The organism is Kineothrix alysoides (assembly GCF_000732725.1).
Taxonomy (GTDB): Bacteria; Bacillota; Clostridia; order Lachnospirales; family Lachnospiraceae; genus Kineothrix; species Kineothrix alysoides.
On sequence record NZ_JPNB01000001.1, the window covers coordinates 455,251 to 480,729 of the forward strand.

General features: G+C 39.2%; 17 protein-coding genes and 1 CRISPR repeat array (1 of these 18 only partly in view). Of the genes, 15 read left to right on the top strand and 2 right to left on the bottom strand.

Going from position 1 to position 25,479, the window contains the following annotated elements:
- Nucleotides 1-1,963: direct repeats of the CRISPR family, unit length 29 nt; unit sequence GTGTTCCCCGCGTAGGCGGGAGTGATCCT; it begins 933 nt to the left of the window's first position.
- A 2,888-nt stretch (nucleotides 1,964-4,851) separates the two neighbouring features.
- From CC90_RS0102195 to CC90_RS0102230, 7 genes are all read left to right on the top strand, one after another.
- Entirely contained in the window at nucleotides 4,852-5,619 is a 768-nt protein-coding gene (locus tag CC90_RS0102195; protein WP_031389200.1) for a SagB/ThcOx family dehydrogenase, read from the top strand.
- 99 nt (nucleotides 5,620-5,718) lie between these two features.
- Nucleotides 5,719-6,297, top strand: coding sequence for a uracil-DNA glycosylase family protein (locus CC90_RS0102200; protein WP_031389201.1), 579 nt, complete (start codon nucleotides 5,719-5,721; stop codon nucleotides 6,295-6,297).
- Nucleotides 6,298-6,532: 235 nt separating this feature from the next.
- Entirely contained in the window at nucleotides 6,533-6,916 is a 384-nt protein-coding gene (locus tag CC90_RS0102205) for a MerR family DNA-binding transcriptional regulator (protein ID WP_051869242.1), read from the top strand.
- A 103-nt stretch (nucleotides 6,917-7,019) separates the two neighbouring features.
- Complete coding sequence (locus CC90_RS0102210; protein WP_031389203.1) at nucleotides 7,020-7,859, top strand: nitroreductase family protein; 840 nt, start codon at nucleotides 7,020-7,022, stop codon at nucleotides 7,857-7,859.
- Between the two features lie 407 nt (nucleotides 7,860-8,266).
- Nucleotides 8,267-9,013 carry a hypothetical protein gene (locus CC90_RS0102215; RefSeq protein WP_031389204.1) on the top strand — a complete coding sequence of 249 codons (747 nt, stop codon included), beginning with the start codon at nucleotides 8,267-8,269 and terminating at the stop codon, nucleotides 9,011-9,013.
- 324 nt (nucleotides 9,014-9,337) lie between these two features.
- On the top strand, nucleotides 9,338-10,453 hold the full coding sequence (locus tag CC90_RS0102225; protein WP_031389205.1) for an alpha/beta hydrolase: 1,116 nt from the start codon (nucleotides 9,338-9,340) through the stop codon (nucleotides 10,451-10,453).
- A gap of 199 nt (nucleotides 10,454-10,652) precedes the next feature.
- Nucleotides 10,653-11,495 (top strand): Cof-type HAD-IIB family hydrolase, encoded by an 843-nt coding sequence (locus CC90_RS0102230; RefSeq protein ID WP_031389206.1) that lies wholly within the window; start codon nucleotides 10,653-10,655, stop codon nucleotides 11,493-11,495.
- Nucleotides 11,496-11,669: 174 nt separating this feature from the next.
- Here CC90_RS0102230 and CC90_RS0102235 read toward each other — a convergent pair whose 3' ends face one another.
- On the bottom strand, nucleotides 11,670-13,172 hold the full coding sequence (locus CC90_RS0102235; RefSeq protein WP_330373167.1) for a catalase: 1,503 nt from the start codon (nucleotides 13,170-13,172) through the stop codon (nucleotides 11,670-11,672).
- A gap of 331 nt (nucleotides 13,173-13,503) precedes the next feature.
- Between CC90_RS0102235 and CC90_RS0102240 the strand changes: the two genes are divergently transcribed.
- From CC90_RS0102240 to CC90_RS0102275, 6 genes are all read left to right on the top strand, one after another.
- Nucleotides 13,504-14,787 (top strand): glycoside hydrolase family 1 protein, encoded by a 1,284-nt coding sequence (locus CC90_RS0102240; RefSeq protein WP_031389208.1) that lies wholly within the window; start codon nucleotides 13,504-13,506, stop codon nucleotides 14,785-14,787.
- A gap of 348 nt (nucleotides 14,788-15,135) precedes the next feature.
- The gene (locus tag CC90_RS0102250; RefSeq protein WP_031389209.1) at nucleotides 15,136-17,469 is read left to right on the top strand and encodes an alpha-galactosidase; all 2,334 of its coding nucleotides are present in this window, start codon (nucleotides 15,136-15,138) and stop codon (nucleotides 17,467-17,469) included.
- 139 nt (nucleotides 17,470-17,608) lie between these two features.
- Nucleotides 17,609-18,982 carry a glycoside-pentoside-hexuronide (GPH):cation symporter gene (locus CC90_RS0102255; protein ID WP_031389210.1) on the top strand — a complete coding sequence of 458 codons (1,374 nt, stop codon included), beginning with the start codon at nucleotides 17,609-17,611 and terminating at the stop codon, nucleotides 18,980-18,982.
- A gap of 6 nt (nucleotides 18,983-18,988) precedes the next feature.
- The gene (locus CC90_RS0102260; protein WP_051869243.1) at nucleotides 18,989-20,860 is read left to right on the top strand and encodes an alpha-glucosidase; all 1,872 of its coding nucleotides are present in this window, start codon (nucleotides 18,989-18,991) and stop codon (nucleotides 20,858-20,860) included.
- Between the two features lie 105 nt (nucleotides 20,861-20,965).
- On the top strand, nucleotides 20,966-21,298 hold the full coding sequence (locus CC90_RS0102265; protein ID WP_031389212.1) for a nucleoside triphosphate pyrophosphohydrolase: 333 nt from the start codon (nucleotides 20,966-20,968) through the stop codon (nucleotides 21,296-21,298).
- Between the two features lie 219 nt (nucleotides 21,299-21,517).
- A complete protein-coding gene (locus CC90_RS0102275) occupies nucleotides 21,518-22,447 on the top strand; it encodes an alpha/beta fold hydrolase (protein WP_031389213.1) in 930 nt (309 codons plus the stop codon).
- Nucleotides 22,448-22,487: 40 nt separating this feature from the next.
- Here the strand turns inward: CC90_RS0102275 and CC90_RS24785 are convergent, their stop codons facing one another.
- Nucleotides 22,488-22,622: a hypothetical protein gene (locus tag CC90_RS24785; protein ID WP_278245442.1), complete on the bottom strand. Its 135-nt coding sequence runs from the start codon at nucleotides 22,620-22,622 to the stop codon at nucleotides 22,488-22,490.
- A gap of 263 nt (nucleotides 22,623-22,885) precedes the next feature.
- On the opposite strand from CC90_RS24785, the gene CC90_RS0102285 reads away from it, so the two are divergent.
- Both CC90_RS0102285 and CC90_RS0102290 read left to right on the top strand, forming a co-directional pair.
- Nucleotides 22,886-23,677: a flavodoxin family protein gene (locus CC90_RS0102285; RefSeq protein WP_031389214.1), complete on the top strand. Its 792-nt coding sequence runs from the start codon at nucleotides 22,886-22,888 to the stop codon at nucleotides 23,675-23,677.
- A gap of 412 nt (nucleotides 23,678-24,089) precedes the next feature.
- Nucleotides 24,090-25,430, top strand: a complete 1,341-nt coding sequence (locus tag CC90_RS0102290) for a diguanylate cyclase domain-containing protein (RefSeq protein ID WP_031389215.1) — start codon at nucleotides 24,090-24,092, stop codon at nucleotides 25,428-25,430.
- The last annotated feature ends 49 nt before the right edge of the window (nucleotides 25,431-25,479 follow it).

The following is a 25,479-nucleotide window of genomic DNA, read 5'->3' on the forward strand; positions in this document are numbered from 1 at the left end:
GGAGTGATCCTGCAGGAAACGCTTAAGAGGAGTATAGCAACGGGTGTTCCCCGCGTAGGCGGGAGTGATCCTGTCGGATATGCACTGCTGAAAGTACCATCCGCGTGTTCCCCGCGTAGGCGGGAGTGATCCTCCATGCTTGCTGGTAGTAATCAGCAATCTTGTGTGTTCCCCGCGTAGGCGGGAGTGATCCCGAAGCATTCCGCAAGCTCCCCACTGGAACAGCGTGTTCCCCGCGTAGGCGGGAGTGATCCTCGAAAAAGGAACAATGAAAGTAACAAAAGATGGTGTTCCCCGCGTAGGCGGGAGTGATCCTTGCATTTACAATCGTTGTTACCGTGGTCTTGAGTGTTCCCCGCGTAGGCGGGAGTGATCCTTTTAAAGGTGATCCGTGATGGATCTGAGAACGGTGTTCCCCGCGTAGGCGGGAGTGATCCTTGACGGTAGAGCAGTCAGAGAAGCAGCCATGAGTGTTCCCCGCGTAGGCGGGAGTGATCCTGTCCCGGCTCGACATCTTGCCCGATACAATACGTGTTCCCCGCGTAGGCGGGAGTGATCCTATCATGTACTTCTGTTTCACAATAATTATCTTGTGTTCCCCGCGTAGGCGGGAGTGATCCTCCGGACAACAATCGCATTCGCCTAATCCAGCAGTGTTCCCCGCGTAGGCGGGAGTGATCCTAAGTTGCCCCACCACCATTTCCAGCTTTATATGTGTTCCCCGCGTAGGCGGGAGTGATCCTTCATTTTTATAACAGTTCAAGTCCATTTTAATGTGTTCCCCGCGTAGGCGGGAGTGATCCCGGGTTTATGTGGCTTCGATCAGATATAGGCATGTGTTCCCCGCGTAGGCGGGAGTGATCCACAGGTATTGCAGACAGCCCCCAAACCAGCAAAGTGTTCCCCGCGTAGGCGGGAGTGATCCTAAAATCCGCCACAAGATTTCCATCTATGGTCCGTGTTCCCCGCGTAGGCGGGAGTGATCCCGCGCTCTTGCAGATATTCTCTGAGATAATGCAGTGTTCCCCGCGTAGGCGGGAGTGATCCTACCAGCCTTTTTATTTTTGTAGACATCCACAAGTGTTCCCCGCGTAGGCGGGAGTGATCCTCTCCGTTCTTTGCTTCCATGAAATCCATAGATGTGTTCCCCGCGTAGGCGGGAGTGATCCTAGTGGAAAAAGCTAAATGTAAATATTGTCAATGTGTTCCCCGCGTAGGCGGGAGTGATCCTATCACAAGAACTAATCAAAGGAGCAAGTATACGTGTTCCCCGCGTAGGCGGGAGTGATCCTCACCGGTGCCGCGCAGTTTCATATCCTCTTCAGTGTTCCCCGCGTAGGCGGGAGTGATCCTATAATGCAACAATCAGAAAATATACACATACAGTGTTCCCCGCGTAGGCGGGAGTGATCCTCTTAGGAGCAACATCATTCTTCCACCAGTCTGGTGTTCCCCGCGTAGGCGGGAGTGATCCTACCGAATGGGTATCTCAAACGGCACAATGTACGTGTTCCCCGCGTAGGCGGGAGTGATCCTGTGAAAGTTGTGTATGCCATAGTGACCGCCTTGTGTTCCCCGCGTAGGCGGGAGTGATCCTGCTGATAGTAGCAGTTGCAGGCTTAGTAGTCGGTGTTCCCCGCGTAGGCGGGAGTGATCCTTGTGGCCTATTTGTGTCACGGAGAGGAAAAGCGTGTTCCCCGCGTAGGCGGGAGTGATCCTAGATTATACGCAAATATATGCACAGTTCCATAGTGTTCCCCGCGTAGGCGGGAGTGATCCTCCAAGCAATCCAGAGGATATTCGCATGCATGGGTGTTCCCCGCGTAGGCGGGAGTGATCCTCCCCGTGGCGGCTTCCATTTCTTTCATCGTCTGTGTTCCCCGCGTAGGCGGGAGTGATCCTGGTGATTTTCTCACGCAACAACTTACCAATCAGTGCTCCCCGCGTAGGCGGGGATGATCCTATCCTCCGCGACCAGACGCCCAAGCACCGGGGGTAATCCTTAGGGGATAAGGTGGGGCCATATATCGGTACCGTGTTCCCCGCATGAGCGGGGGGTAACCTTAAGAAAAATGATATCTCTAATATCATTACACCAGAAAAGGCAAATGATATTGGCGGACCAATAGACGGGTAAATCCCCATAAAAGTTTACTATTTATTGCCACTTCTGATGGTATAGGTAAAAGCAGATGTTACTGGGGAAATGATTAATCCAATTACATCATTTCATTCGTTAATGCCTTAATTTAGATATCATGACGACAATGCTGTACAATATATTAATAATACTATTGTTGAATTGGAATTAGATAGCAAGTTAACTGCATTTAAAGAAAAATAAAATATAATAATATATCCTTATCACAGTATTTAATTATATATTATAATGTGATAACAGTATTATTTTGCAATATACATCAATACACTAGTTCATTGTAATATAGATATTGTGAATAAAGTGGAGGCTGAAGAAGAGAAAATAGATAAGGTAGTAAGCTCTATATTTAGATGTTTCTGGTGATTTCAAAGCGGTTTTTAATAAGGCACGGGCAGTTATTTATATGGCTGTCTTGCTGTATTATCACAAAAAATTGTATTTCGAGAAAAATGGGATTAGATGGAGTTATAAATTGTAAACATGATTTCTTTGTACTTCAATCGCAAGGTGCCAGACATTTCAATATGATAATATTAATCTAATCCTGAAGGGAGGTAGATTGATGAATGGGACTGGCAGAATGAACAATGCTGTAAACTATATGAATTAAACTTGGCGAATAAAATTCATATGAGAAATTAGCACAGATTGCATGTTGTTCGCAATACTATTTCTAAAGAATGTTTTCATTCATTACAGGTGTATCGTTATCTGAGTATATCAGACGTAGATGGTTGACAGCAGCAGCTTTTGAGCTGCAAACAAGTCTTTGCCAGTACATATATGTTGCTTTAGGGGAAACTGTGAATGCGAGAATTTCTTTTAGCTTGAAGTCTCCTTGGAGGCTATGGATGATTATTCATATCTACCATTATGAAGGAATGGAATTATCTGAATTTGCTATGTCCTGACACTTGCCATCAAAGAACCAAGAGGTCTTTATGGTATCATTTTTGTCTCCTCAACACATGTTGAGACAGTAGTATTGCTGTCAAGGGTGGCGAAATAGAGCGGATTGAAAAGGCTTGAAATAAAGGGTTCCATGGATTGGGATTTCTGCAGATTAATAAGAGCGGAAGTTTCGGTATTGGCTCTCTTATTTTTATTGCTTGAGTGAACATATCCATGACACAATAAATAGATAGAGTTGAGGAGACAGAAAGCTTATATATTTTACTTGGAAGTTTGAATACAAATTTTGCGGATTTTTATTAGACATGTATTTTGTCATTTCGTGACACGGGCTATTCTGTAAGCATGTGCATTGGAAAGAAGTGTGAGGTCACACAATATAGGTAACATTCTCCCCAATTTCTTGGTAAAGAGTTTCTCCTACAACTCAAGATTTCAAAGCAGGCTGATTGATGTAGTTATAACTCTTGCGGGCTTTAACAGCGTAAACGAAGCGTTCTTGCATTCTCGCTTCTCGCAATACCTCACGTCAATGACCAGAATATGATGGCTAAGCGACTTGTTTCTATGTATCTGGAAGTAACAGAGTGCATAAAGGAATTGTCTTCAGAAATAATGAAATTTAAAACGTAAACATTCATTATTGAGAGGAAAATCAGGAAAAATTGCACACAAATTTTCCAAAAGATAAAGACTTCTGCTAAGCTTGAACAGACAGTATGGAAACTTGAAAAATATATTGATGCTTGAAAGTAGAAAAATAGTAATGGAGTTAAAAAAATCTATGTATGTTATTTGGGACATTTGGAATCTGTACCAAGTACCGGATATGACATAAAAAATACAGTGACAAGGTACTCTCTGGATTTTGTGATGAAAATTTCGGACATATCTATCCAACATTTAAAATGATGCTGCAGGATGGGATGATTAAAATTGTTTTCAGGGAAAATAATGAAAAGAAAGTCCGATATGTAATAACATAAAAGGAAAAGCAGGAACTTGACATATGACTTTTAGAAGAGACTATGCTACAGCCAATACGTCTGAGTTTATACTAAAATTATTGTTTTCAGGCGCCAGCAGTAGAAAATGTAATCCGAATACTAGAGAATTATAAGGAACATCATTAAAAGAATAGACGAAGTATTTTGTAACGTAAAAGGATTTGGAACAAGGTATCCAGAAGATATCTAAGGAGTAAGCATGCTTTATCAAAGCGATGCTAAAAAACGGCATAATATACAGTGAGACTGTTATCCATTGGTGTAACGAAATAATAGAAGAAATGCAGCAATCCCAAGCTCATAAACACAAAAAAGAATATGGAGAATTGTATCTGGTAACAGTAGTAGCGTTATGCAACATATCAGTTATTTCATACGTCTAATCATAAACAAATTAAAGAAAGGAGATTTTATATGAATTTTGCTTTCATATTGATTTTAATATCCATAATAGCGATTATAATAACTTTCATATTAAATCTATTATTTAAGAAAACAAGATATGTGAAATATATACCGGGAATTGTATTATTTCCTTTTATAATATACAATTTTATTACCATGTATAGTGTAACGAGCGAGGGCTTTGAGTCATTAGGCAGATTTGTAATGGGAATCTTATTGCTGGCTGCATGCGCAAGTTCTCTTATTGCGTCAATCACTTTTGATATTATTCATAGGACTATCGGTCGAAAGAAGTAAAGTGATACATTTCTTCCGATTAATAATATGAGGAATTTTGCTTATTTTATAAATAAGGGGAGAATAGAAATGGGAAAATATGAAGTAGAGAGAAACTTTTTAAAATCTAATTTTTATAAATTGAAGAGTATTAAGACGGATAAAATGAAGGGATTGCCGCAGCCGGAAGGAATAAAGCGGTATAATCCCGATTCAAAAATAATCAGTTTACCTACCGTCAGTGCTGATATTCTAAAAAAACAGGACATTTTCCAATGTATTGAGGATAGGAGAAGTATTCGGCAATATAGTGAGGAAGCCATAAGTCTTGCAGAGTTATCATACCTTTTATGGGTAACACAGGGTATAACCGGAACAAATAAAGCGGGTTTGACTTTTCGGACAGTTCCCTGCAGCGGAGCAACACATACTTTCGAAACCTATCTATTCATAATGAATGTGGTTGGTTTAGAGAAAGGAATTTATAGATATTTACCAATGGAGCATGCGTTATTGTTCCTGTTTCCGCTGGAGGATATAGATAAGAAACTGGATGAAATTTCATTAGAACAGCCTTTTATTCCTCATTTTACAAAAAAATCTGCGATAACCTTTGCATGGAGTACGACACCTTACAGATCGGAATGGAAATTTGATGTGTCAGCGCATAAGAAAATATTAATCGACGTTGGACATATTTGCGAGAACCTTTATTTGGCCGGTGAATCTCTGGATATGGGCGTTTGTGCTATTGGCATATATGATCAGGATGCGGTTGATAATCTCTTGCAATTAGATGGGGATGAAGAGTTTATCATATACTTAGCAGCCGTTGGTAAAAAGAAAAGTAAACGGTGATGCTGACTTGGTGTTAATGTCAAAAAGCAAAGTTCCGAACTATGGCAAACCCACAATATCGTAACAATAAATGTTATAAAAATATAATGGAAGTGAAATATGATGATATTCGAAAAAATCAAACAAGAAATTATGGCTGACCCAATGAACGAATCCTATACCAAAATGGGAATTCCACCATTATTTAAAGCTTCTGTAGATGCTCGCATTGTCATAGTCGGACAAGCACCGGGACGTAAAGCAGAAGCAACTCAATTGTTCTGGAATGATTTAAGCGGTGACCGATTAAGAGAGTGGATGGGAGTATCCCGCGAGATATTTTATAATACGAATAGCATCGCTCATTTGCCTATGGATTTCTATTATCCGGGCAAAGCGAAAACCGGTGATGCCCCGCCTAGAAAAGGCTTTGCAGAAAAATGGCATCCATGGTTACTAGATGAGATGCCAAATGTTGAAATCGTAATTCTAATCGGCAGCTATGCACAGAAATATTATTTAAATAAAAGACGTGAGAAAAGTTTAACGGAAACCGTGAGAAATTTTCAAAAATATTTACCGGAATATTTTCCATTGGTTCATCCTTCTCCTTTAAATCTTGGCTGGCTGAAACAAAATCCATGGTTTGAAAATGATGTTTTACCTGTTCTAAAAGAAATAGTGGATAAGAACTTATAAGGAATCATTAATTAATTTGATGGCGAGTACCAATGACATCAATTCCATCAACTCGAGCCATGTGGAGAGTTTAATTCTAATGACCAATATTGATTTAAGGAGCAAGCAGGAATTTGACATATAATTATTTGGCATGAACTAAAGATAGACTTAATTTAAACCGCTGACATATTCCAATTTATCAGTGAAATAATGAGCATAAAGATGATTTGTGGCTTTAGGGGGAGTGAAGATTATGCAGTATAAGAGAAACCAGGTATCTAAATTGACAGGTATTCATATTGAAACCTTACGATATTATGAAAGCTTAGGTTTAATTCCATCACCCAAAAGAGACAGTAATGGTTATAAGCTATATACTGATGAAACAATAAAAATCCTTATTATGATCAAACAAGCCAAATCCTGCGGATTAACGCTTGAAGAAACCAAGCAGGCGCTGTCCCTCTTATCGGATATCGATAATATAGATTATAATATAATAGTTGAAATTATAAATCAAAAACCCAATGAACTGGATAAGAAAATAGAAGAGATAAACCGGTGCAAAAGCATATTAAACAAAATAAAAAATAATATTGACAATCACGTTGAATGTCCCTTGAAAAAATCTTTTTAAAACTCACTTGACAGTGTAGTATACTACAGGATTTATACTGAATCTAAGGATACCATTAATCAATAATTCTTTCAAAAAGAAATAAACAATCCGGGAGGTCAGTATGAATTTGTATGACACAATTCAAAACAGAATTTCTGTTAGAGAGTATCAAAACAAGAATTTTGACAGCATGACATTAGATAAAGTCAAGGCTTTGCTTTCACATATCAATCCACTATATAAAGATATAGAAGTAAGGCTTGAGCTGGTACATGAAGATGTAAAATCAGCAGGTATGGGTTTTATGAATGGATATATAAAAATTCAAGCCCCTTATTGTGTAGCAGCTATTTCAGAAAAAAGGGACGGTTACATGGAGAATATAGGTTTTATTCAGGAACAGGCAGTTCTTGAATTGACCGGCATGGGAATAGGCAGTTGTTGGCTTGGAACTTTTGATAACGAAGTGTTAAGACATCTTTTAAAGGTAAATGATAACGAGGTTATAACCAATGTCATTGCACTAGGCTATCCGGAAGAAAAAAGCTTCCGTAATGACGGCCTTAGAAAGCTTTTAGGAAGTAAGCGTAAAAAGGAGACAGAAATTGCTTTTTACAAAGAATGGGGAGAAGATGCAGCTATTTTTCTGGATAACAAACCCCTTTTAAGGAAAATACTGAAAGCTTCGATATTGGCACCATCGGGCGGAAACAAACAGCCTGTATGTTTAGTTTTTACCGAAGACTCGGTGCACTTCTTTGTAAAAAACAAAAAGGATAATATAGTGATAAACCCATGGGCTGCAATAGATGCAGGAATTTTCATTTCACACTTTTACTTTTGCTGCCTTGAAGAGAGTATTCACATAAATTTTTATAAAGATAGTTCAGAAGAGAAATTCAAAATCCCCTCTGATACGAGCTATATTATTTCGATGAAGTTAGATTATAAATATGATTAATAAACCCAACCGGCATCATGTCTGATAGGAATATTTAAATCCTTGGTTTAATAAAGATGGTGAGATAATATGGCTAAGAAATAAAAAAGATATTATACGTGATCTATATTATAAAATAGGATTGTAAAAAGTCATAAATTAAATATAATATGGTTAGAGCGTCAAAAGTCTTTTTTGCGCAAGCACAAATTTGTACAAAACACTACATGAATTTATTAAAAAATGATTCAGGATATAGCAAGAATCGGATTAAAAACGCTGATTTACTGTGTTTTATTCAGTGCTCAATATTGCTGATTTGTGCAAAATAATAAAAATAATGAACACTCTTTTAAAGATTATTTTTGACACTTGAATCATAATCTTGAATAATAATATAATAGAACAAGAAAACTTAGGAGGCCGACATGAAATACAATCCCTTTCTCAAGAAGACCCTTTCCATTTTGTTCTCATCCGTATTCCTATTTGCTCTCTGCGCTTGTGGACAAAGCAGTGTCAGCGCTCCGCCAACCACGGCTGCATCACCTGCACCAAATGTGACGGTTACGGAGAATCCTGCCCAACCTTCTGCTGAGAGTTCGCCACAGGCATCTGATGATATATCTTCTGCATATAATGATGCGCTTGCAGCATATAACAATTTCTTGGCAGGAAATATAAAAGCACAAGATTTAAATCATGAGATAAGTGATGGAGTCGTTAATATGAAAGATATTTCTTTAGAGCCGGATTTAAAAACTTATTACGCCTTATTTGATATGAACGGGGATGGAATACCGGAGCTTCATCTGCGTCCTATAGTGGGCGGCAGCTATGCTATTTTTACCTATCTCGATGGAGAAATTATTTTATGGCACGAAGGTTCTGATTATGAATCTCCACTAAACAACGGAGCGATTTTATACGAACGTGATGGTGCAGCACCAACTCACATAAATTATTATTATTTAGTTTTGGACTCCGATGGAAATGAGATTTCAAGAGTATATTTCGCAAAGTATCACAGCGTTGATGAAAGTGGTTTGAATGAAAGTGCTGATTATGATGTATTTATATTTGAAGATAAAGACGTTTCCGAAGAGGAATGGAATGCACTAGTCAATGAATATCTTTCGATACCATCTGACTTAATCATATGGAATGAAACATAAACACAATCCCCCGATTTTAATTAATCAGGGGACTTTTTTATCCATAAAGGTTTAGAAAATGCTGAATAAACAGATATAACAGATATTGTTATGGAAGTATTATGTAATTTAATGTAATATTATTTTTAGATTGGTAACCGGATATTTATCGAATATCTTAACTGCCGGCTATTAGCTGATGGGTAAGCGGCATTTAGTCAGGATAATGGGTTTGCAAATAGTTTGGAATATGTATTTGCAGAACTTACGGACGGAAGCTATGAGATGTTGGATAAACATATTGAAGAAGCATATTGCCGGTAACTGTTAAAAAGGAGGCTGATCATGCCTAAGTACATTCCCAAACCTACCGGAGAATACCGGGTGGGCATTTATAAAATGGATATGGTCGACAACAGCAGAAAAAACACATATCATATACCCTCCGGAAACCGAAAGCTTGCTATGTGGTTTTTCTATCCGGCGGATTCTGGGCTTACGGAGAAAATGCACTATGGTATAGAAGAAGACCTGAAGAAATTAAACATACCATGGGATGACAACTTTATAGAATGCTATGAAAACATAGAGCCGGTCAGGGGCAGTTTTCCTTGTATCATTTACAGTCACGGATATAATAGTAATTTATACATAAATACTGCATTTTGCGCGGATATGGCATCTCATGGTTATATAGTTGTCTCTATAAGCCATCCATACGAAGCGAGTACGATTTATTATCAGGACGGAAGCATAATTAATTTTCACGAACCTTTTGCAAAGATTGCAGAGAATCTTAGCATCGCGGAAAGTATAAGATATGCAGGGCTGAACCTTGACTTTATTTCGTCGTATAAGACTTTGGCAATGCGGCAGCAGCGTATTTTCAGGAATCATATAAGAGAAGCAAGAGACCATATTGCAGCATGGGCACAGGATAATAGCTTTGTGCTGGATAAATTAATAGAGCTGAACCAGGAAAGTGATTTTTTTCTAAGTAAACGATTTGACTTTGCTAAGGGAGTCGGTCTGGCAGGGCATTCTTTTGGAGGATGTGCTGCAGTGAACAGCTGTTATATCGATAAGAGATTTTGCTGTACATTAAATTTTGATGGTCAGGTTTTCGGCGCATGCAGTTTGCAGGATATAAAACGCCCATATATGAGAATAGGACAATCTTTATCAAAGTATGCGGCATTAACTCCGCTCGCTTATAGTTCGGCACCAGTTTATGATATATCCATTAAAAATGTGGCTCATATGGGTTACACAGATTTGATGTATTTGCCTCACAATAATAAAGGGATGGTCGGAAAATTACCAAATGATATTTTATTTAAAATAACTACACAGCTTTCGCATTTTTTCTTCAATAAATATCTGCGGGAAAGAGGGGATGTTGTTTTCCCTGAAATCAGCAGGAAATACGCTAAGCTTGAATCATTAAACTTATGTAAATAATGGAAGAGCTGATATGTTCTGACATCTGGAAGGCAGTTAAGTCTATAACTCCATTCTTTTGAGTCAAATTGGAAGCATAGCATTTGTATCTAAAAAGAATGATATCCGGAATATAACAAAAAGTATCAAGGGTCTGAAAAGAATGATTTTGGTGTCCAAAAAGAATGATATATGGAGTATAAACAGAAAGGATAAAGAGATGAAAACATTATATGTTACAGACTTAGACGGCACATTATTAAACACTCATGACTTTATAAATCCCTACAGCCTTGAAATAATTAATTCTCTGGTCGAACAAGGGATGCTTTTTACATATGCAACAGCGAGGTCTTTGGTTTCAGCATCGTCTGTTACAAAAGGGCTCTCTGTGAAAATACCGGTAATTGCTTATAATGGAGCTTTTATATTCGATGCTGAGACAGGTGAAATTATTGCATCAGAATTTTTCACAAAGGAAGAAACGGACCGGGTAACAGAGGTTTTAAAAAATTATGATATTAGTCCGCTGGTGTATTCCTTTGTGCAAAATGTTGAAAAGGTGTCTTGGGTGACAAGCAGTGAAAATGATGGAATCCGAAGATATTTAGAATTAAGAAAAGGAGACAAGCGTCTGCGTCCGCTTGATACGGGCAGTTCCTTATATGACGGGGATATGTTTTATTATACTTGCATAGGAGAAAAGGAACAATTGCAGCCTGTATACGAGATATTTTCGGACGATGACAGATATACTTGTACTTTGCAGCAGGAATTGTACCGTCCGGAATATTGGTGTGAGATTATGCCTAAGAAAGCGACTAAGGCGACAGCCATTCAGAAATTAAAGAAGCTATGGGATTGCGAGAGAGTGATTTCCTTTGGAGATGCGATCAATGATATTCCGATGTTTCGGATTTCAGATGAATGTTATGCAGTAGGAAACGCAGTAGATGAGTTGAAGAAGATAGCTACCGGAGTGATTGGAGGCAATGAGGAAGACGGTGTTGCAAAGTGGCTGAGAGAGCATGCCAAAATTTACGATACGATAAGGATAAATTAAGGAAAACAAACGGAAGACGAAAACAGGAAAGGATTCGTGCCTGTATGCACGATACCTTTTATATTTCCGCCCAGTGTTTTCCTGTAGAAATCCAGAGGTTCACTTTTGCGATTTCGCGCATGGATTCACCGGAAACCGCTGTCCTAACAATACGGAAGAATCAAAGCAATGAATTTACCTTCCCGGGGTACCGGCGAAAAAAAGCATTTGATTTCTGACCGTTTCAGCAAGAACGGGGGATACTCGTTCTAAGTGGGATAAGACAATGCGCTGTGTATTAGGCTGGGCATCCACAAGCCCCGATGCAATATTATTCGCCAGGTTATTTTTCTCCATATCGGAAAAGGATTCATACCTCTGAGTCGCTTGTGTGAAATTGTCCGGATTCGGGATTCCTTCACGCATAATTTCACCGGCGATATATCTGCCGTTTCCGCTGGATACCATAGATGCGGGAGACCAGTTCGGCTGTTTGTTGACGGGAATATTTCGATAATCAGGCCCCAGCCGATGACGTTGTGCATCCGAATAAATAAAGCTGCGCCCCTGTAATATCTTGTCATCTGAAAATTCCAGTCCGGGAACGAGATTTGCCGGATTAAGCGCCAATTTCTCTACCTGCTCGGCATAATTGTCGGGATTGCGGTTTAAAACCATCCGCCCAACGGGCAAAAGAGGATACATCGTTTCATCCCATACCTTGGTATCATCCAAAGGGTCGAAAGGAAGCAGCTTTGCATCTTCAGGATTCATGAGCTGTACACACAGTTCGTATTCTACGGTCTTCCCTTTTGCTATCCAGTCATATAGGTCACGGCCCGAAATGTTAGGGTCCTGGCATGCCAGCCACTGCGCTTCCTGCTGGTCAATGTATTTTTCCCCGGCTAAAGGGAACCAATGGTATTTCACATAGCGGCGGACACCCTGTGCGTTTTGCCAGACATAGGTGCTCACACCATACCCCTTGATATGGCGAAGACTCTTTACCGTTCCCAAATCTGAGAAAAACCACATCATCATATTCGTTGCCTCGGGATACTTGGCAAACAGGCTCCAAAGTCTCTCCGGATCAGGCAGATTATTCACCGGTGAGGGGGAAAGATGGCTGATGACATCCGGTACGTTAATGGCGTCCCGTATAAAAAAGACAGGGAGATGATTGCAGAGCAGGTCAACGATTCCTTCATCGGTATAAAATCTGGTGCTGAACCCGCGCACATTTCTTAAGGTGTCCGGCGTTCCCTGATTGCTCGCGGCGAGAGAGAAACGCACCGCTACCGGCACCCGTTGATTGGGCGCTTGCAAAAATCCGGCTTTGGTATATTCCCTCATTGAGTGAGTGGTGTAAAAATATCCGAAAGCGCCATAGCCTTTTGTATGGAGACGTCTTGGCAGTGTGGTGGAGAATACAAAGGTTTCCAAGGTCTCATGCAAAGCGGTATCCTGCACAAGCACAGGTCCCCGCACTCCAACTGTCTGGGAATGATAGACATCTGATTTCCCTGTTTGTGGAGATGTTGTGTTTGGGCAGGGGGGTGGGGAAGCCATCGGTTTACTGTTATTACAATTACATGGAAAAGATGATTGCGGTTGATTGCGATTCATTTGTTCGTTTTGCCTGCATGTGGTAGATCTAATATTTCCTTTCTCTGATTGAAAGTATTCGTTATTGTCCATTTTTGAGCCCTCCAAAGCGTGTCAAAAACACGAGGATAATATAATACAGTGTATTCATAGTTTCTAAAAAGAGTGTCATTGCATCTGCATGCTTTGACTTTCGTTATAATGGCGCATATAAAATAAAAGTAAATATGACAACTCAACGTTATCCTCCGGTATGCATTTATGGAACATACAGGGGGATATTTTGGTACAGAGTTCAGTTGAAGAAAGAGAATAGATTATAAAATTTTCATTTGGATGATAATATGCTATAATTTAGTAAAATTAGCATAAGAAATAGTCATATTAATTAAAAATATATTTAAAATATACAAATGGAGGGGACATGGAGATTAAATTCAAAGATCAATTATCCTTGGGGGTTGCATCGGCAGCAACTCAGATCGAGGGAGGCAACTGTGAACATAACTGGAATGATTGGTATGTAAAAGGAAATATCAAAGACCATTCCGATCCGGCCCGTGCAACCGACCATTATCATCTGTGGAAAGAAGATGCGGAGCTAATGGCTTTGATGAAGATTAAGCATTATCGGATGGGAATTGAGTGGGCGAGAATATGTCCAGAGGAAGGAGAAGCTGATGAGGAGGTAATTGCACATTATAGAGAGGAACTGCAATATTTAAAGGAACAAGGAATTACAGTTCTTCTTACAATACATCATTTCACCAATCCCATGTGGTTTGAGGGAAAAGGGGCCTTCACACAGAAAGAGAACATAAGATATTTCCTCGATTTTGTGAAGCTTGTTGTAAACGCATTCGGAGATCTTGTTGCTGAGTACATAACAATTAACGAACCTAATGTATATGCAACCAATTCTTATTACTTTGGGGAGTGGCCTCCCGGAGAAAAATCACTTTCGCGAGCGGTTTCAGTAATGTCAAATCTGGCAGTCTGCCATATTGAAGCCTACCGGATGATACATAGTATTCGTGAATCAATGGGGTATCAGGACACAAAGGTGAGCTTTGCCAATCATGTCCGCGTTTTTGATCCGCAGAATCCGGGAAATCCATGGCATTGTATTTGCGCTAAGCTATTGGATTGGTTTTTTCAAGGGGCTGTAACCGAAGCAATATCTACAGGCAATTTCAGATGGCCGTTAAAAAGATCAAGAGATATCTCCCATGGCGAATATCTGGATTTCATCGCAATTAATTACTATACACGGAGTACGGTATCGGGGTTTGGCGATGGGGTCAGGCAGGATGCACCGAAGAATGATCTTGGATGGGAGATTTATCCGGAAGGGCTTGTTCGTTGTACTGATCATATTTATCAGCTTTTAAAACGACCGATTTATATTACGGAGAATGGCACATGCGATAATCAGGATGCATTTCGATCAAAATATATCTATGAACATTTAAAAGTAATAAGAGAGTCTAACCTTCCGATAACAAGGTACTATCACTGGTGTTTTTGTGATAATTTTGAATGGGTGGAAGGAGAAAGTGCACGCTTTGGACTGATACATGTCAATTATGAGACCCAGAAAAGAACAATCAAAACCTCAGGCAGGTTTTATACCGGGATGATTGAAGAAAATGGTATATCGGAAGAATTATATAGGGAATATGTAGAACCGCTAAAATATCATTATTAATATAAATTAAATGAATGAAAATGGTATTAATAAATAGTAGGTAATTGCGAAACAAGTAAGTTGCGAGAACTTCATGCACAATAAATGAGAATTGTGAGGAAAGATTGTATGGAAGTTTTTTATGCTCTGGTTATGCAATACACGGTGCTGGCCAGGGAAGGAATCCTTTTCAGCAGAGGCTTCAAGGATTCCAATGTTTCAGCTTCGCAGCATAAAACGTAAAATCAAAAATTTAAAAAATCTTCCATACAATTCATTCTGAATTAAATTTTATAAATTGTACATGAAGTTATAAAAGTTATTGAGTTTCGCATTTGCTAATTAATAAAGATTAAAGGAGAATATGCTTTGATTACGATTGACGGAACAAGCTTTCGATTAGATACAGATTGTACAACCTATCTTATTAGCCAAACAAAGTACGGGCATTTGGAGCATATTTATTATGGAAATCTATTAGGCAAAGAGGATGGAGTGGATGTTCTGGCTCAAAAACGGTCCATTATGGTTGGCAGCAGTGTTCTTTACAACAGTGAGGATGATATATATAGTCTGGATGCTATGTGTTTAGAATGGTCGGACAATGGAAGGGGTGATTATCGCCATAGTCCAACGGAATTTAAAATGCCTGATGGCAGCTTTGTTACCGATTTCATCTATGAAAGTCATGAAGTACTGGCGGGCACTGTTGCAATGGAGACAATGCCTGCAGCCTATGGCGGCGATCAGACTCTGCTCATAGTATTAAAGGATAAGGCGTATCCGATTTTTATTGACTTATATTATACAGTATTTGAGCAAACCAATGTGATTAGCAGGAGAGCGGTTGTAAGGAATGAAGGAAATGTTCCTATCACAATCCGCCGTATCATGAGTATTTCTATGGACCTGCCGGATGAATGTTTTCAGATGTACACCTTGGATGGCGGCTGGATTAAGGAAGCAAGCTTGCATAAACGACCGGTTTCCTATGGAGTTACGGTAAATTCTTCCACAACAGGAGCGAGCAGTAATCGTCATAATCCTGCATTTTTATTGGCAGAAGCTGATGCAAATGAAGACTATGGAAGCGTATATGCCTTCAATATGATTTATAGCGGTAACCATTATAGCATAGTAGAAAAGAGTGAACGGGATTATGTTCGTGTATGTATGGGAATTAATCCTCATCTATTTGAATGGATACTATCTCCGGAGGAGAAGTTTGAAACACCGGAATGCGTGATGAGCTATAGCAGTCACGGATTCAACGGCACAAGCCATAATATGCATGATTTCATTAATGAGCATATCGTAAGAGGCGACTATAAGAAGAAGGAAAGACCGATTCTGATTAATAATTGGGAGGCACATTTTTTTGACTTCAATGAAGGAAAGCTATTGCGGCTCGCCAAGGATGCCAAAAAGCTGGGGATAGAACTATTCGTACTGGATGACGGCTGGTTTGGTGACCGCAATCATGATAAAGCAGGGCTTGGAGATTATAGAGTAAACCCTAAGAAATTACCGGACGGAATGAAGGCGTTTGCAGATAAAATAAGAGACATTGGGTTAGATTTTGGCCTTTGGTTTGAACCGGAGATGGTGAATGAGGACAGTGAGTTGTACAGGAGCCATCCGGAATATGCGATTAAACTGCCGAACCGTCATTCGGTTTTAGGAAGAAATCAGCTGGTGCTGGATCTATGTAAAAAAGAAGTTCGCGATTATATTGTAGAACAGGTCAGCAGCATTCTGGATGAAGCAAAAGTTTCTTATGTGAAATGGGATATGAACCGCCATATTGCGGAAACATTTTCTGAAGCCTTGAAAAACCAGGGGGAGTTCTATCACCGGTACATCCTGGGGCTATATGAGGTGTTGAACAGAATATTTGAGCCCAGACCCCATATTTTGCTGGAGAGCTGTTCCAGCGGCGGCAATAGGTTCGACTTGGGAATGCTTTGCTATAGTCCGCAAATTTGGGTCTCTGATGATACGGACCCTATTGAGCGGTTAAAAATTCAGACAGGTTTGTCCTATTTTTATCCGCAGTCCACTATGGGGGCTCATGTTTCTCAGGCTCCCCATCAGCAGACCTTGCGAGAGACATCCCTTGCAACCCGTTTCCACGTTGCATGCTTCGGATGCCTGGGGTATGAGCTGGACATAAAGTATCTGTCACCGGAGCAAAAAAAAGACATTGCAGAGCAAGTAGCATTTTATAAGCAGTACCGGAAGATTTTTCAATATGGAAGATTTTACAGGATTAAATCATATAAATCTAATAAGGTGATATGGGAAACGGTAAGCGAGGATAAGGAAACCGCGCTCACTGGCTTTTTTCAAACGTTAGCCACAGCAGCAGAAAGCAGCGACAAACTAAAGGTAATAGGATTGAAAAAAGGAATGTTTACCCTTCGGACAAGACCGCAAAAGCTTTATATCCAGCGTTTTGGAGGATTGATAAAACACGTTGCGCCTGTGGAGCTAAATCCCGATGGTGTAATTATGCGGGCAGTTAATCGCCATTATAGTCTGAGGGATTGCGTGGAAACCTACACCTGCTCTTCAGAGGCACTTGCAGCGGGAATACCGTTATGCGAGCAGTTTATCGGGACAGGTTATCATGAAAGTGTGCGAATGCTTGGTGATTTCGGGTCAAATATGTATATTATAGAAGCCGAAGACACGTTTCTATAATCAGATTGACGTCGCAAAAAGCGCTCCTTTTATCAGAAGTTTGAAAAGCAACTTCCGATAAGCTATATTACAGAGAAGGAAAATGAACAGCAGAAGTAGCATTTATATTCAACAAGTATGCATAGAAAAGAGGGTAACTATGACAGCAAAAACAAAAAGGAATCATAATCGTTATATGTTTGGCCTTGGAACTATTGGCAGAGATATGCTTTATACAATTGTAAGCATGTATCTTCTATTCTTCCTGACGGATATTTTGGACTTGCCGGATTCCACTATGTGGTGGATGACGGGAGCGATGACCGTACTTCGTATATTTGATGCGGTAAATGACCCTATTATGGGATTTTTAGTAGATAATACTCACTCACGATTCGGCAAATTTAAACCGTGGATTGTGATAGGAGGCATTCTCGGCGGTATTCTTACGGCGTTATTGTTCCATGATTTTGGACTAAAGGGAGCAGGATATGTAACAATGTTTGTAGTAATATATCTTCTCTGGGACTTAACCTATGGAGCCAATGATATCGCTTACTGGTCAATGCTTCCTTCTCTGACACTCGATCAAAAGGAACGTGAGAAAACCGGTTCTTTTGCCAGAATATGTGCAAATATCGGTTTATTTACAACCGTAGTTGCCATATTGCCTGTTACCAAAGCCTTGGGCGGAGATAAAAAAGCCTGGCAGATTACGGCAATCGCAATCGTCTTGATTACATGGGCATTTCTTATGTTTACAGTATTTGGAGTGAAAGAGGATAAGAATATTAAGGTTAAGCAAGAGTCCACTTCATTAAAGGAAATGTTCAAAATTTTATTCCAGAATGATCAGTTATTATTTACGGCTATATCAATGGCATTATTTATGATTGGTTATTGCACTACCACCGCTTTTGGAGTCTATTTCTTTAAATATGCTTTTAAAAATGAAGGAATGTACTCGGTGTTTGCTGCGATTCTCGGAGTCTCGCAGTTGGCAGCCTTATCTGTATTTCCCTTATTCTCAAAAAAGTACAGCAGAAAAACCTTATATGCTTCGGCAACTGTATTGGTAGTAGCCGGGTATGTTATATTCTTCCTTTCGCCAATGAATATGCTGTTTATCGGTGCAGCAGGCATCCTTCTTTTTACCGGCCAGGCTTTCATACAGTTGTTGATGCTGATGTTTCTGACAGATACGGTAGAGTACGGACAGTGGAAGCTGGGGCGCCGTAACGAAAGCATCACCTTCTCCGTACAGCCTTTTATAAATAAAATCGGGGGAGCAATTGCGAATGGTATTGTCGGTGTGACCTTGATTGTTTCCGGTATTAATGCGGCTGCGACACCGGAGGATGTTACGGATTCCGGACTGTTGATCATGAAGCTGGCAATGTTAATTTTACCGCTTATCTTCATTGTGACCGGTTACATAATTTATTATAAGAAGTTCAAGATTGATAAGCAGATGTATGATGAGATAATATCGGAATTGGCTGCGCGTGGTGAAATAAATAGAGAACAGGAGTGATGTTCTATGTTAACAAAAAAAAGTCGTATCAAAGATGTGTATGCAAATCCAATTGGACGGGACGTTATTGATCGGGTACTCTTACAAATGAATATAAGCAAAAAGGCAGTTACCAATCCGATTGTAGGTAATCTAAAGCTAAAGGTCTTGCCGAAGTTGCCGAAAAGCCAGCTGGATGAAGGTTTCTTGGATACTTTGCTTACTCTTTTAAACACGGAACAGGAAACAGCAAAGGACAATGAGGAGCAGATTTTAAAAGCTTGGTGGAAGGAAGCCGTATTTTATCAGATTTACCCCAGAAGCTTTAAGGATAGCAATGGAGACGGCATTGGTGATTTGCAGGGTATCATAAGTAAATTAGATTACTTAAAAGAGCTGGGGATTGATGCTGTTTGGCTTTCACCAATTTACGATTCTCCTAATGATGATAATGGGTATGATATAAGAGATTATCATAAAATTATGGCTGAATTTGGAACAATGGAGGACTTTGGCCGGTTATTGACCGAGGTTCATAACCGTGACATGAGGCTTATTATGGATCTTGTGGTGAACCATACCTCGGATGAACATGAGTGGTACCGGAAGGCCGTTCATGAACAGGATTCCAAGTATGGGGATTATTATATTTTTAAGGATCAGCCTAACAACTGGACATCATTTTTTAGCGGCAGTGCGTGGAACTATGTAGAAGAACGCGGGCAATATGCACTGCATTTATTCTCAAAGAAACAGATGGATCTCAATTGGGAAAATGAAAAACTGCGCCATGAAATCCATGATATGGTAATATGGTGGCTGGAAAAGGGTGTGGATGGATTCCGCCTGGATGTCATTAATTATATATCTAAGCGCAGCGGCTTACCGGATGGAAATGAAGGCATCGGCAAGCTTATGGGATATTATGGGGTAGAACATTATTTCTATGGACCTCGTCTCCATGAATATCTGCATGAAATGAAAGAAAAAGTATTTATCCCATATAATGCTTTTTCGGTTGGCGAAACTCCCGGAACAGGAATGGAAATGAGTAAGCTGTTGACTGCTGATTATCGAAATGAGCTGGACATGGTATTCTCCTTTGACCATCTGGAAACGCCGGGGCATACACGTTTTGATGACTATCAATATGACCTTAATTATATAAAAAGCTATATGATTAACTGGATGGAAAATTACGGGAATCATTGCCAGCCGTCGCTGTTTTATGAAAACCATGATAATCCGCGTATGATTTCTAAAATAAATCAAGACCCACAGTATCGGAATGTCTTAGGTAAGCTTTTGGCCGTAATACAGCTTACGCTACGAGGCACACCGTTTATTTACCAAGGGCAAGAGCTTGGGATGATCAATCAAGACTTCCGGTCTGCCTCGGACCTGCGTGATGTGGAGTCGCTGAATCTTTATGATGAGCTATGCGGCACCATGAAAAAAGAAGAGGCATTTGCGAAGATATTAGCCGGCTCCAGAGACCATTCCAGGACGCCGATGCAATGGAACGATCAGCAATATGCAGGCTTTTCTACCGGGAAGCCGTGGATTATGATGGATGAGGATTATAAGAATTGCAATGTGGAGGCACAGCTTCAAGACGAAGACTCTATCCTTCGTTTTTTTCAGAAATTGATTGCTTTGCGTAAGGAGCATAGAGTCATCTATTATGGAGATGTACTATTTACCAATCAAAAAGAAAAAGATCTATTCACCTATTATCGTAAGGATGAAACAGAAACTCTGTATATTGAGATAAATTTGAGTTCATCCGATAAGAAACGAACAAAATATCCCGAAGGGATTTGTCTGCTGTCGAATTATACAGGGGAATCATTGCCATTCCTGCGGCCATATGAGGCAAGTATATGGAAATATAATTAGTGAAAAAACCAAAGCAGAAATTAAAGAACCCTGCATAGCCAGGAAATTATTGAGTATGTAAGTTTTGAAGCGTTAAAGGATGACATGAAAGGAAAGGATATACACTTGAAAACGTATAATAAGCTGGTAAGAGACCGTATACCGGAAATAATCAATAAGGACGGAAAGAATGCGGTTTCTCATGTATTATCTGAGGAGGACTATATCGCTGAACTTGATAAAAAAATGATTGAAGAAGTAAATGAATATATAAAAGATAAGAATCTGGAAGAGATGGCAGATATATTGGAAGTTTTATATGCTATCTGTAAAGCTCGGGGTTATACCATTGAAGATTTAGACAACAAACGGAAAGAAAAGGCAGAAATACGAGGTGGTTTTCAAGAGAAGATATTTCTTGAGTATGTAGATGCGCATATTACCTCTAAGAAAAATTGAATGTCTGTAATTAATGTATTGAAAAATGGATTCTTATAAAATAGATTAATCGATAATATTTGCACAAAAGAAATAGTAAGGTATAATTAATCTTGTGGTATGATTTTTGTGTGAAAATAAACTAATGTATGAATTCGTTATAAGGCAGACGGCGGCAAACCGGAAAAATGAGCAAGAAAGGCAAAGAATTTTAAAGTTGCTGGATTGGGGAGATTAAAAATGTGGAAAAAAATTAAAAAAGCCTTGCTTCTAATATTTTGCTGTTTGATCATATTTTTTATACTTGCAGCAATATATCATTTTATCATGCTAAAAGTTGAAAAAATTAAAATAAAGAGCATTGGAACATCTGTTGCAGTTGACGGGTATAATATGAATGTTTACCTTGAAGGTAAAAAAACAAATACGGATGCTACTATTGTGCTGCTCTCCGGATCAGGCGTTGCTTCACCCATATATGATTATAAAATACTGTATTCTAAACTTACGGATGAATATCAAGTGGCAGTTGTTGAAAAATTTGGATATGGTTATTCAGACGTAAGCAGATTGCCAAGAGATGTCAAAACTTTAGTGGAGGAAGATAGAAAAGCCTTAAAAGGGGCTGGAATTGAGGCACCATATGTGCTAATGCCGCACTCTATGTCTGCATTGGAAGCTATCTACTGGGCGGATACTTATCCTGAAGAAGTAGAGAGAATTATCGGGCTTGATATGGCTGTTCCGGATTCTTATGTGAAAAGCAATATGGCAGGTATTACTTTTATGAAGACCATGACATACTTCGGAATGCATAGAATCCCAGTTTTCTGTTATGTAAATCAAGATGGTTTATCTGACGGCGAATATGAACAGAACAAATTATTAGTGTATAGGAATTCTTTAAATGCTGATGTATATGAAGAATGTAAAATGGTCTTAAATAATGCAAAAACTGTAGGGGAGTTACCTGTTCCGGATGTACCAATATTAATGTTTACAACTAATTTGGCTCAGGCATCCGGGTATGAAGGCTGGGTAAATGCTCAGGAAGATTTTGCTGAGCATGCGAAAGACTGTACACAGATTAAACTTGATTGCGGTCATAACTTGCATTATTACAAGTCGGATTATATCGTAGAAGAAATCAAGAAGTTTATGAAGGACTAGTGTCAAATTTGAAACACCTTTATTTTTTCTTGTAATTCTTCTATTTGTTTCCCCCTAATTCTTTTTGTTTGATTTCATCAAAATACATTTTAGTATCATATGCATGATCAGGACAAAATTCTGTACTATCTGATACATTTTCTCTTTCACATTCAGGACATTTGATAAGTGCCATTGAAATCATTAATTCCTTTCTTAAGCCTAATATACTAATAGTTATTCACTAATTGCAGTAACTATACCGTCTTCAAAATAAAGGTATCTATAATTTGAATAATACCATTGTTCTGTTGTTCCCCATTCATAAGTTGTTTTAGTTTTTTCTTAGGGTTTCCCCAATTTGATGGCAATACTTCATTAAAAACTTAATATTGATAGTTAGTAAAGACTAGTGTATCCTTAACTTAGCAAATCGGATTTTTGTGGAGAAATGATATTATGAGAATTTTAGTTATAAATGCTTGTCCACATAGAGGGAATACTTGGACATTAACAAAGTTTGTAGAAGAAGAAATGCTTAAATTTGACTCTACGGTAGAGTTTGACGAAATTTATTTGGAAGAGATTAGTATTCCTTTTTGTTGTGGTTGCAGTTTGTGCTTTCGTATAGGACATCATTTTTGTCCACATAATCAGTATATTCAACCTATTATGGATAAAATTTCTGAAAGTGACAGTTTTATCATTTCTGCATCTTGTTATCAGGGTGCAGTTCCTGCTATATGTAAAAATCTTACCGACCATTTAGCCTTTTTGATTCACAGACCAAGATATTTCAATAAAAAAGCTCTTGCAATTTCAACAACGGGAGGTGTATCGGCAGATAGTGTAACAAAGTCTATTGCCAACACTTTGCACGGATGGGGTATAAATCGTTGCTACCAATTGCCGATTGTAGCATTGAGTTGGAATGATTATCAACCAACAGAAAAGCATTTGAAATTAATAAGTAAAATTGCAAAAAAATTTTACAAAGATGTTAAATCTCAAAAAATGCATTCACCACATATTGGACCGCTTATACCTTTTAATTTATATAGGGCAATGTGTTATGATTACACACCTGATAAAGAATACCCAACACAGGATGGTGTTTTTTGGAAACAATATCAAGATATGACTTATGCAAAGGGCATTCCAATGCCGATACATAAAAGAGTTTTTGCAAATCTTGTATACTTAATAGGAAAAAAGCTATCTCCTAAGATGATCGTTACATATAAAAAATAGATATAGTTTATTTTAGTAAAATTCCAAGTTAATACAAAAAAGGTCAAAAAACTACTAACTATGAAATGCGGTTATATAGGGCAGACATTTTATGAGAATTCTCGCTCTGAAAGGGGCCGAATTCAAATGCCGTCTTTTTGACCATTTAAGGAAGTTAAGGCAGTAATACTGATGCAGTCCGATGCTTTCGAAAGCAAAAAGTAGGATTTAATCTGACAACGTTATGGATTGCATGCTAAAATTAGGGTCCATACCGAATATACATTAGAGAAAGATATCAGCTACGCCTCCATGAGCTCTGTAGTGATGAAAAGCCTTGCATGAACTGCTCCGCTTTGCTATAATGTCAAAAATATACCTACGCTACATTCAACTTACAAGACATATGATAAAAAGGATTTATGAGACCGATATGAGAAAAAATGAATCTTTTCCTCAAAAAGCAAACCCGCTGCTCGTTGCTCTGGCCGCTGCCATTATTCTGTTCGCCGTCTGCTTTTCTTTTATTTCGATGGTGCATAATAGTATAAAGCAGAGAGCGGTATTGGAAACAACTGACCGATATATGGTGTTTGAAAGTAAAGTCCAACGGCTGATTTATTCCAACGTTACGCTGCTTCAGGGCTACGAGGCTTATATTAAGCTGTATCCCGACTTGGACGCAGAGGCCTCCTACGATTATATGGATAAGCTTCTTTCAACAAACTCAGATTATATCCGCAATGTCGGCGTTCTAAAGGATACGACCATCATATGGAACTATCCGCAGGAGGACAATTCTGCGGCGATTGGGGTGGATTTAGCCGGGGTGAAAGAGCAGCAGGACCTTGTGCTGAAAGTAAAGAAAGAACTGAAACCTGTTTTACAGGGACCGGTGAATCTCGTGCAAGGCGGGTCCGGTTTCATCGTCAGGCTTCCGATTGTCAGGGAAGATACGGGATACTGGGGGCAAATTGCCATTGTGCTGAAGAGTGATAAAATATTGGAGGAGATTGAGTCCTACGCGAAAGAATCCGGGCTGGATATTGCAGTTTATAATCGTGAGAATAAACTCATTCCATTCCTGGGTTCGATAGATTCCGACACAAATTCTAAGCTCGAATTTGCCGTGGATCCGGAATTTATCGATTGGACCATTACGGTCAATTCGTCAAATGGATGGGGGGACAACTTATTGTGGTTTGCCCTGCTATTAGTTTTCTCCGTCTGTCTTTGCGCTTCCATGGGCCTTTTGATGTATAAATACATAAAATCCAATAATAAAATTGTTGTGATGTCAGTTTATGATTCTTTATCGGGTCTGTTCAACCGGCATTTTCTCAGTAAGTACCAAGCCACTGTTTTTGCGGCAGCAAAGCGAAAAGAAGGTAAATTAGGAATCCTGCTCCTCGATCTGGATCGTTTTAAAAAAATTAACGATACATATGGACATAGCGTGGGTGATCTGGTGCTTGTAGAGACAGCGCGCATATTAAAAGCAAGCGTCGGGAAAAACGAGACAGCTTTTCGCCTGGGTGGGGATGAATTCTTGTTAATATTGCCGGAAGTTGAGAATGCGGAACATCTTTTGCACGCAAGAGAAGAACTTCTCGATCGCTTTGAAAAGGAATTTAGTATCTCTGGCTATTCCATCAAAGTATCTCCCAGCATTGGTTATGCAATATTTCCGGAAGACGGCGATGACCTTGATGCGCTTTTTCATACGGCAGATAAGCTGATGTATCTGGAAAAGGCGAAAAGGCGATCAGACTGAATTGCGACTTTCTGAGCCATTACGGTATTTCATTTTAAGTATTTTATTT

Coding starts and splice junctions, on each gene's coding strand:
- CC90_RS0102195 (WP_031389200.1), top strand. CDS start 4,852: ATGGGAAAATATGAAGTAGAGAGAAACTTTTTAAAATCTAATTTTTAT.
- CC90_RS0102255 (WP_031389210.1), top strand. CDS start 17,609: ATGACAGCAAAAACAAAAAGGAATCATAATCGTTATATGTTTGGCCTT.
- CC90_RS0102240 (WP_031389208.1), top strand. CDS start 13,504: ATGGAGATTAAATTCAAAGATCAATTATCCTTGGGGGTTGCATCGGCA.
- CC90_RS0102200 (WP_031389201.1), top strand. CDS start 5,719: ATGATGATATTCGAAAAAATCAAACAAGAAATTATGGCTGACCCAATG.
- CC90_RS0102215 (WP_031389204.1), top strand. CDS start 8,267: ATGAAATACAATCCCTTTCTCAAGAAGACCCTTTCCATTTTGTTCTCA.
- CC90_RS0102210 (WP_031389203.1), top strand. CDS start 7,020: ATGAATTTGTATGACACAATTCAAAACAGAATTTCTGTTAGAGAGTAT.
- CC90_RS24785 (WP_278245442.1), bottom strand. CDS start 22,622: ATGGCACTTATCAAATGTCCTGAATGTGAAAGAGAAAATGTATCAGAT.
- CC90_RS0102205 (WP_051869242.1), top strand. CDS start 6,533: ATGCAGTATAAGAGAAACCAGGTATCTAAATTGACAGGTATTCATATT.
- CC90_RS0102235 (WP_330373167.1), bottom strand. CDS start 13,172: ATGGACAATAACGAATACTTTCAATCAGAGAAAGGAAATATTAGATCT.
- CC90_RS0102290 (WP_031389215.1), top strand. CDS start 24,090: ATGAGAAAAAATGAATCTTTTCCTCAAAAAGCAAACCCGCTGCTCGTT.
- CC90_RS0102260 (WP_051869243.1), top strand. CDS start 18,989: ATGTTAACAAAAAAAAGTCGTATCAAAGATGTGTATGCAAATCCAATT.
- CC90_RS0102275 (WP_031389213.1), top strand. CDS start 21,518: ATGTGGAAAAAAATTAAAAAAGCCTTGCTTCTAATATTTTGCTGTTTG.
- CC90_RS0102225 (WP_031389205.1), top strand. CDS start 9,338: ATGCCTAAGTACATTCCCAAACCTACCGGAGAATACCGGGTGGGCATT.
- CC90_RS0102285 (WP_031389214.1), top strand. CDS start 22,886: ATGAGAATTTTAGTTATAAATGCTTGTCCACATAGAGGGAATACTTGG.
- CC90_RS0102230 (WP_031389206.1), top strand. CDS start 10,653: ATGAAAACATTATATGTTACAGACTTAGACGGCACATTATTAAACACT.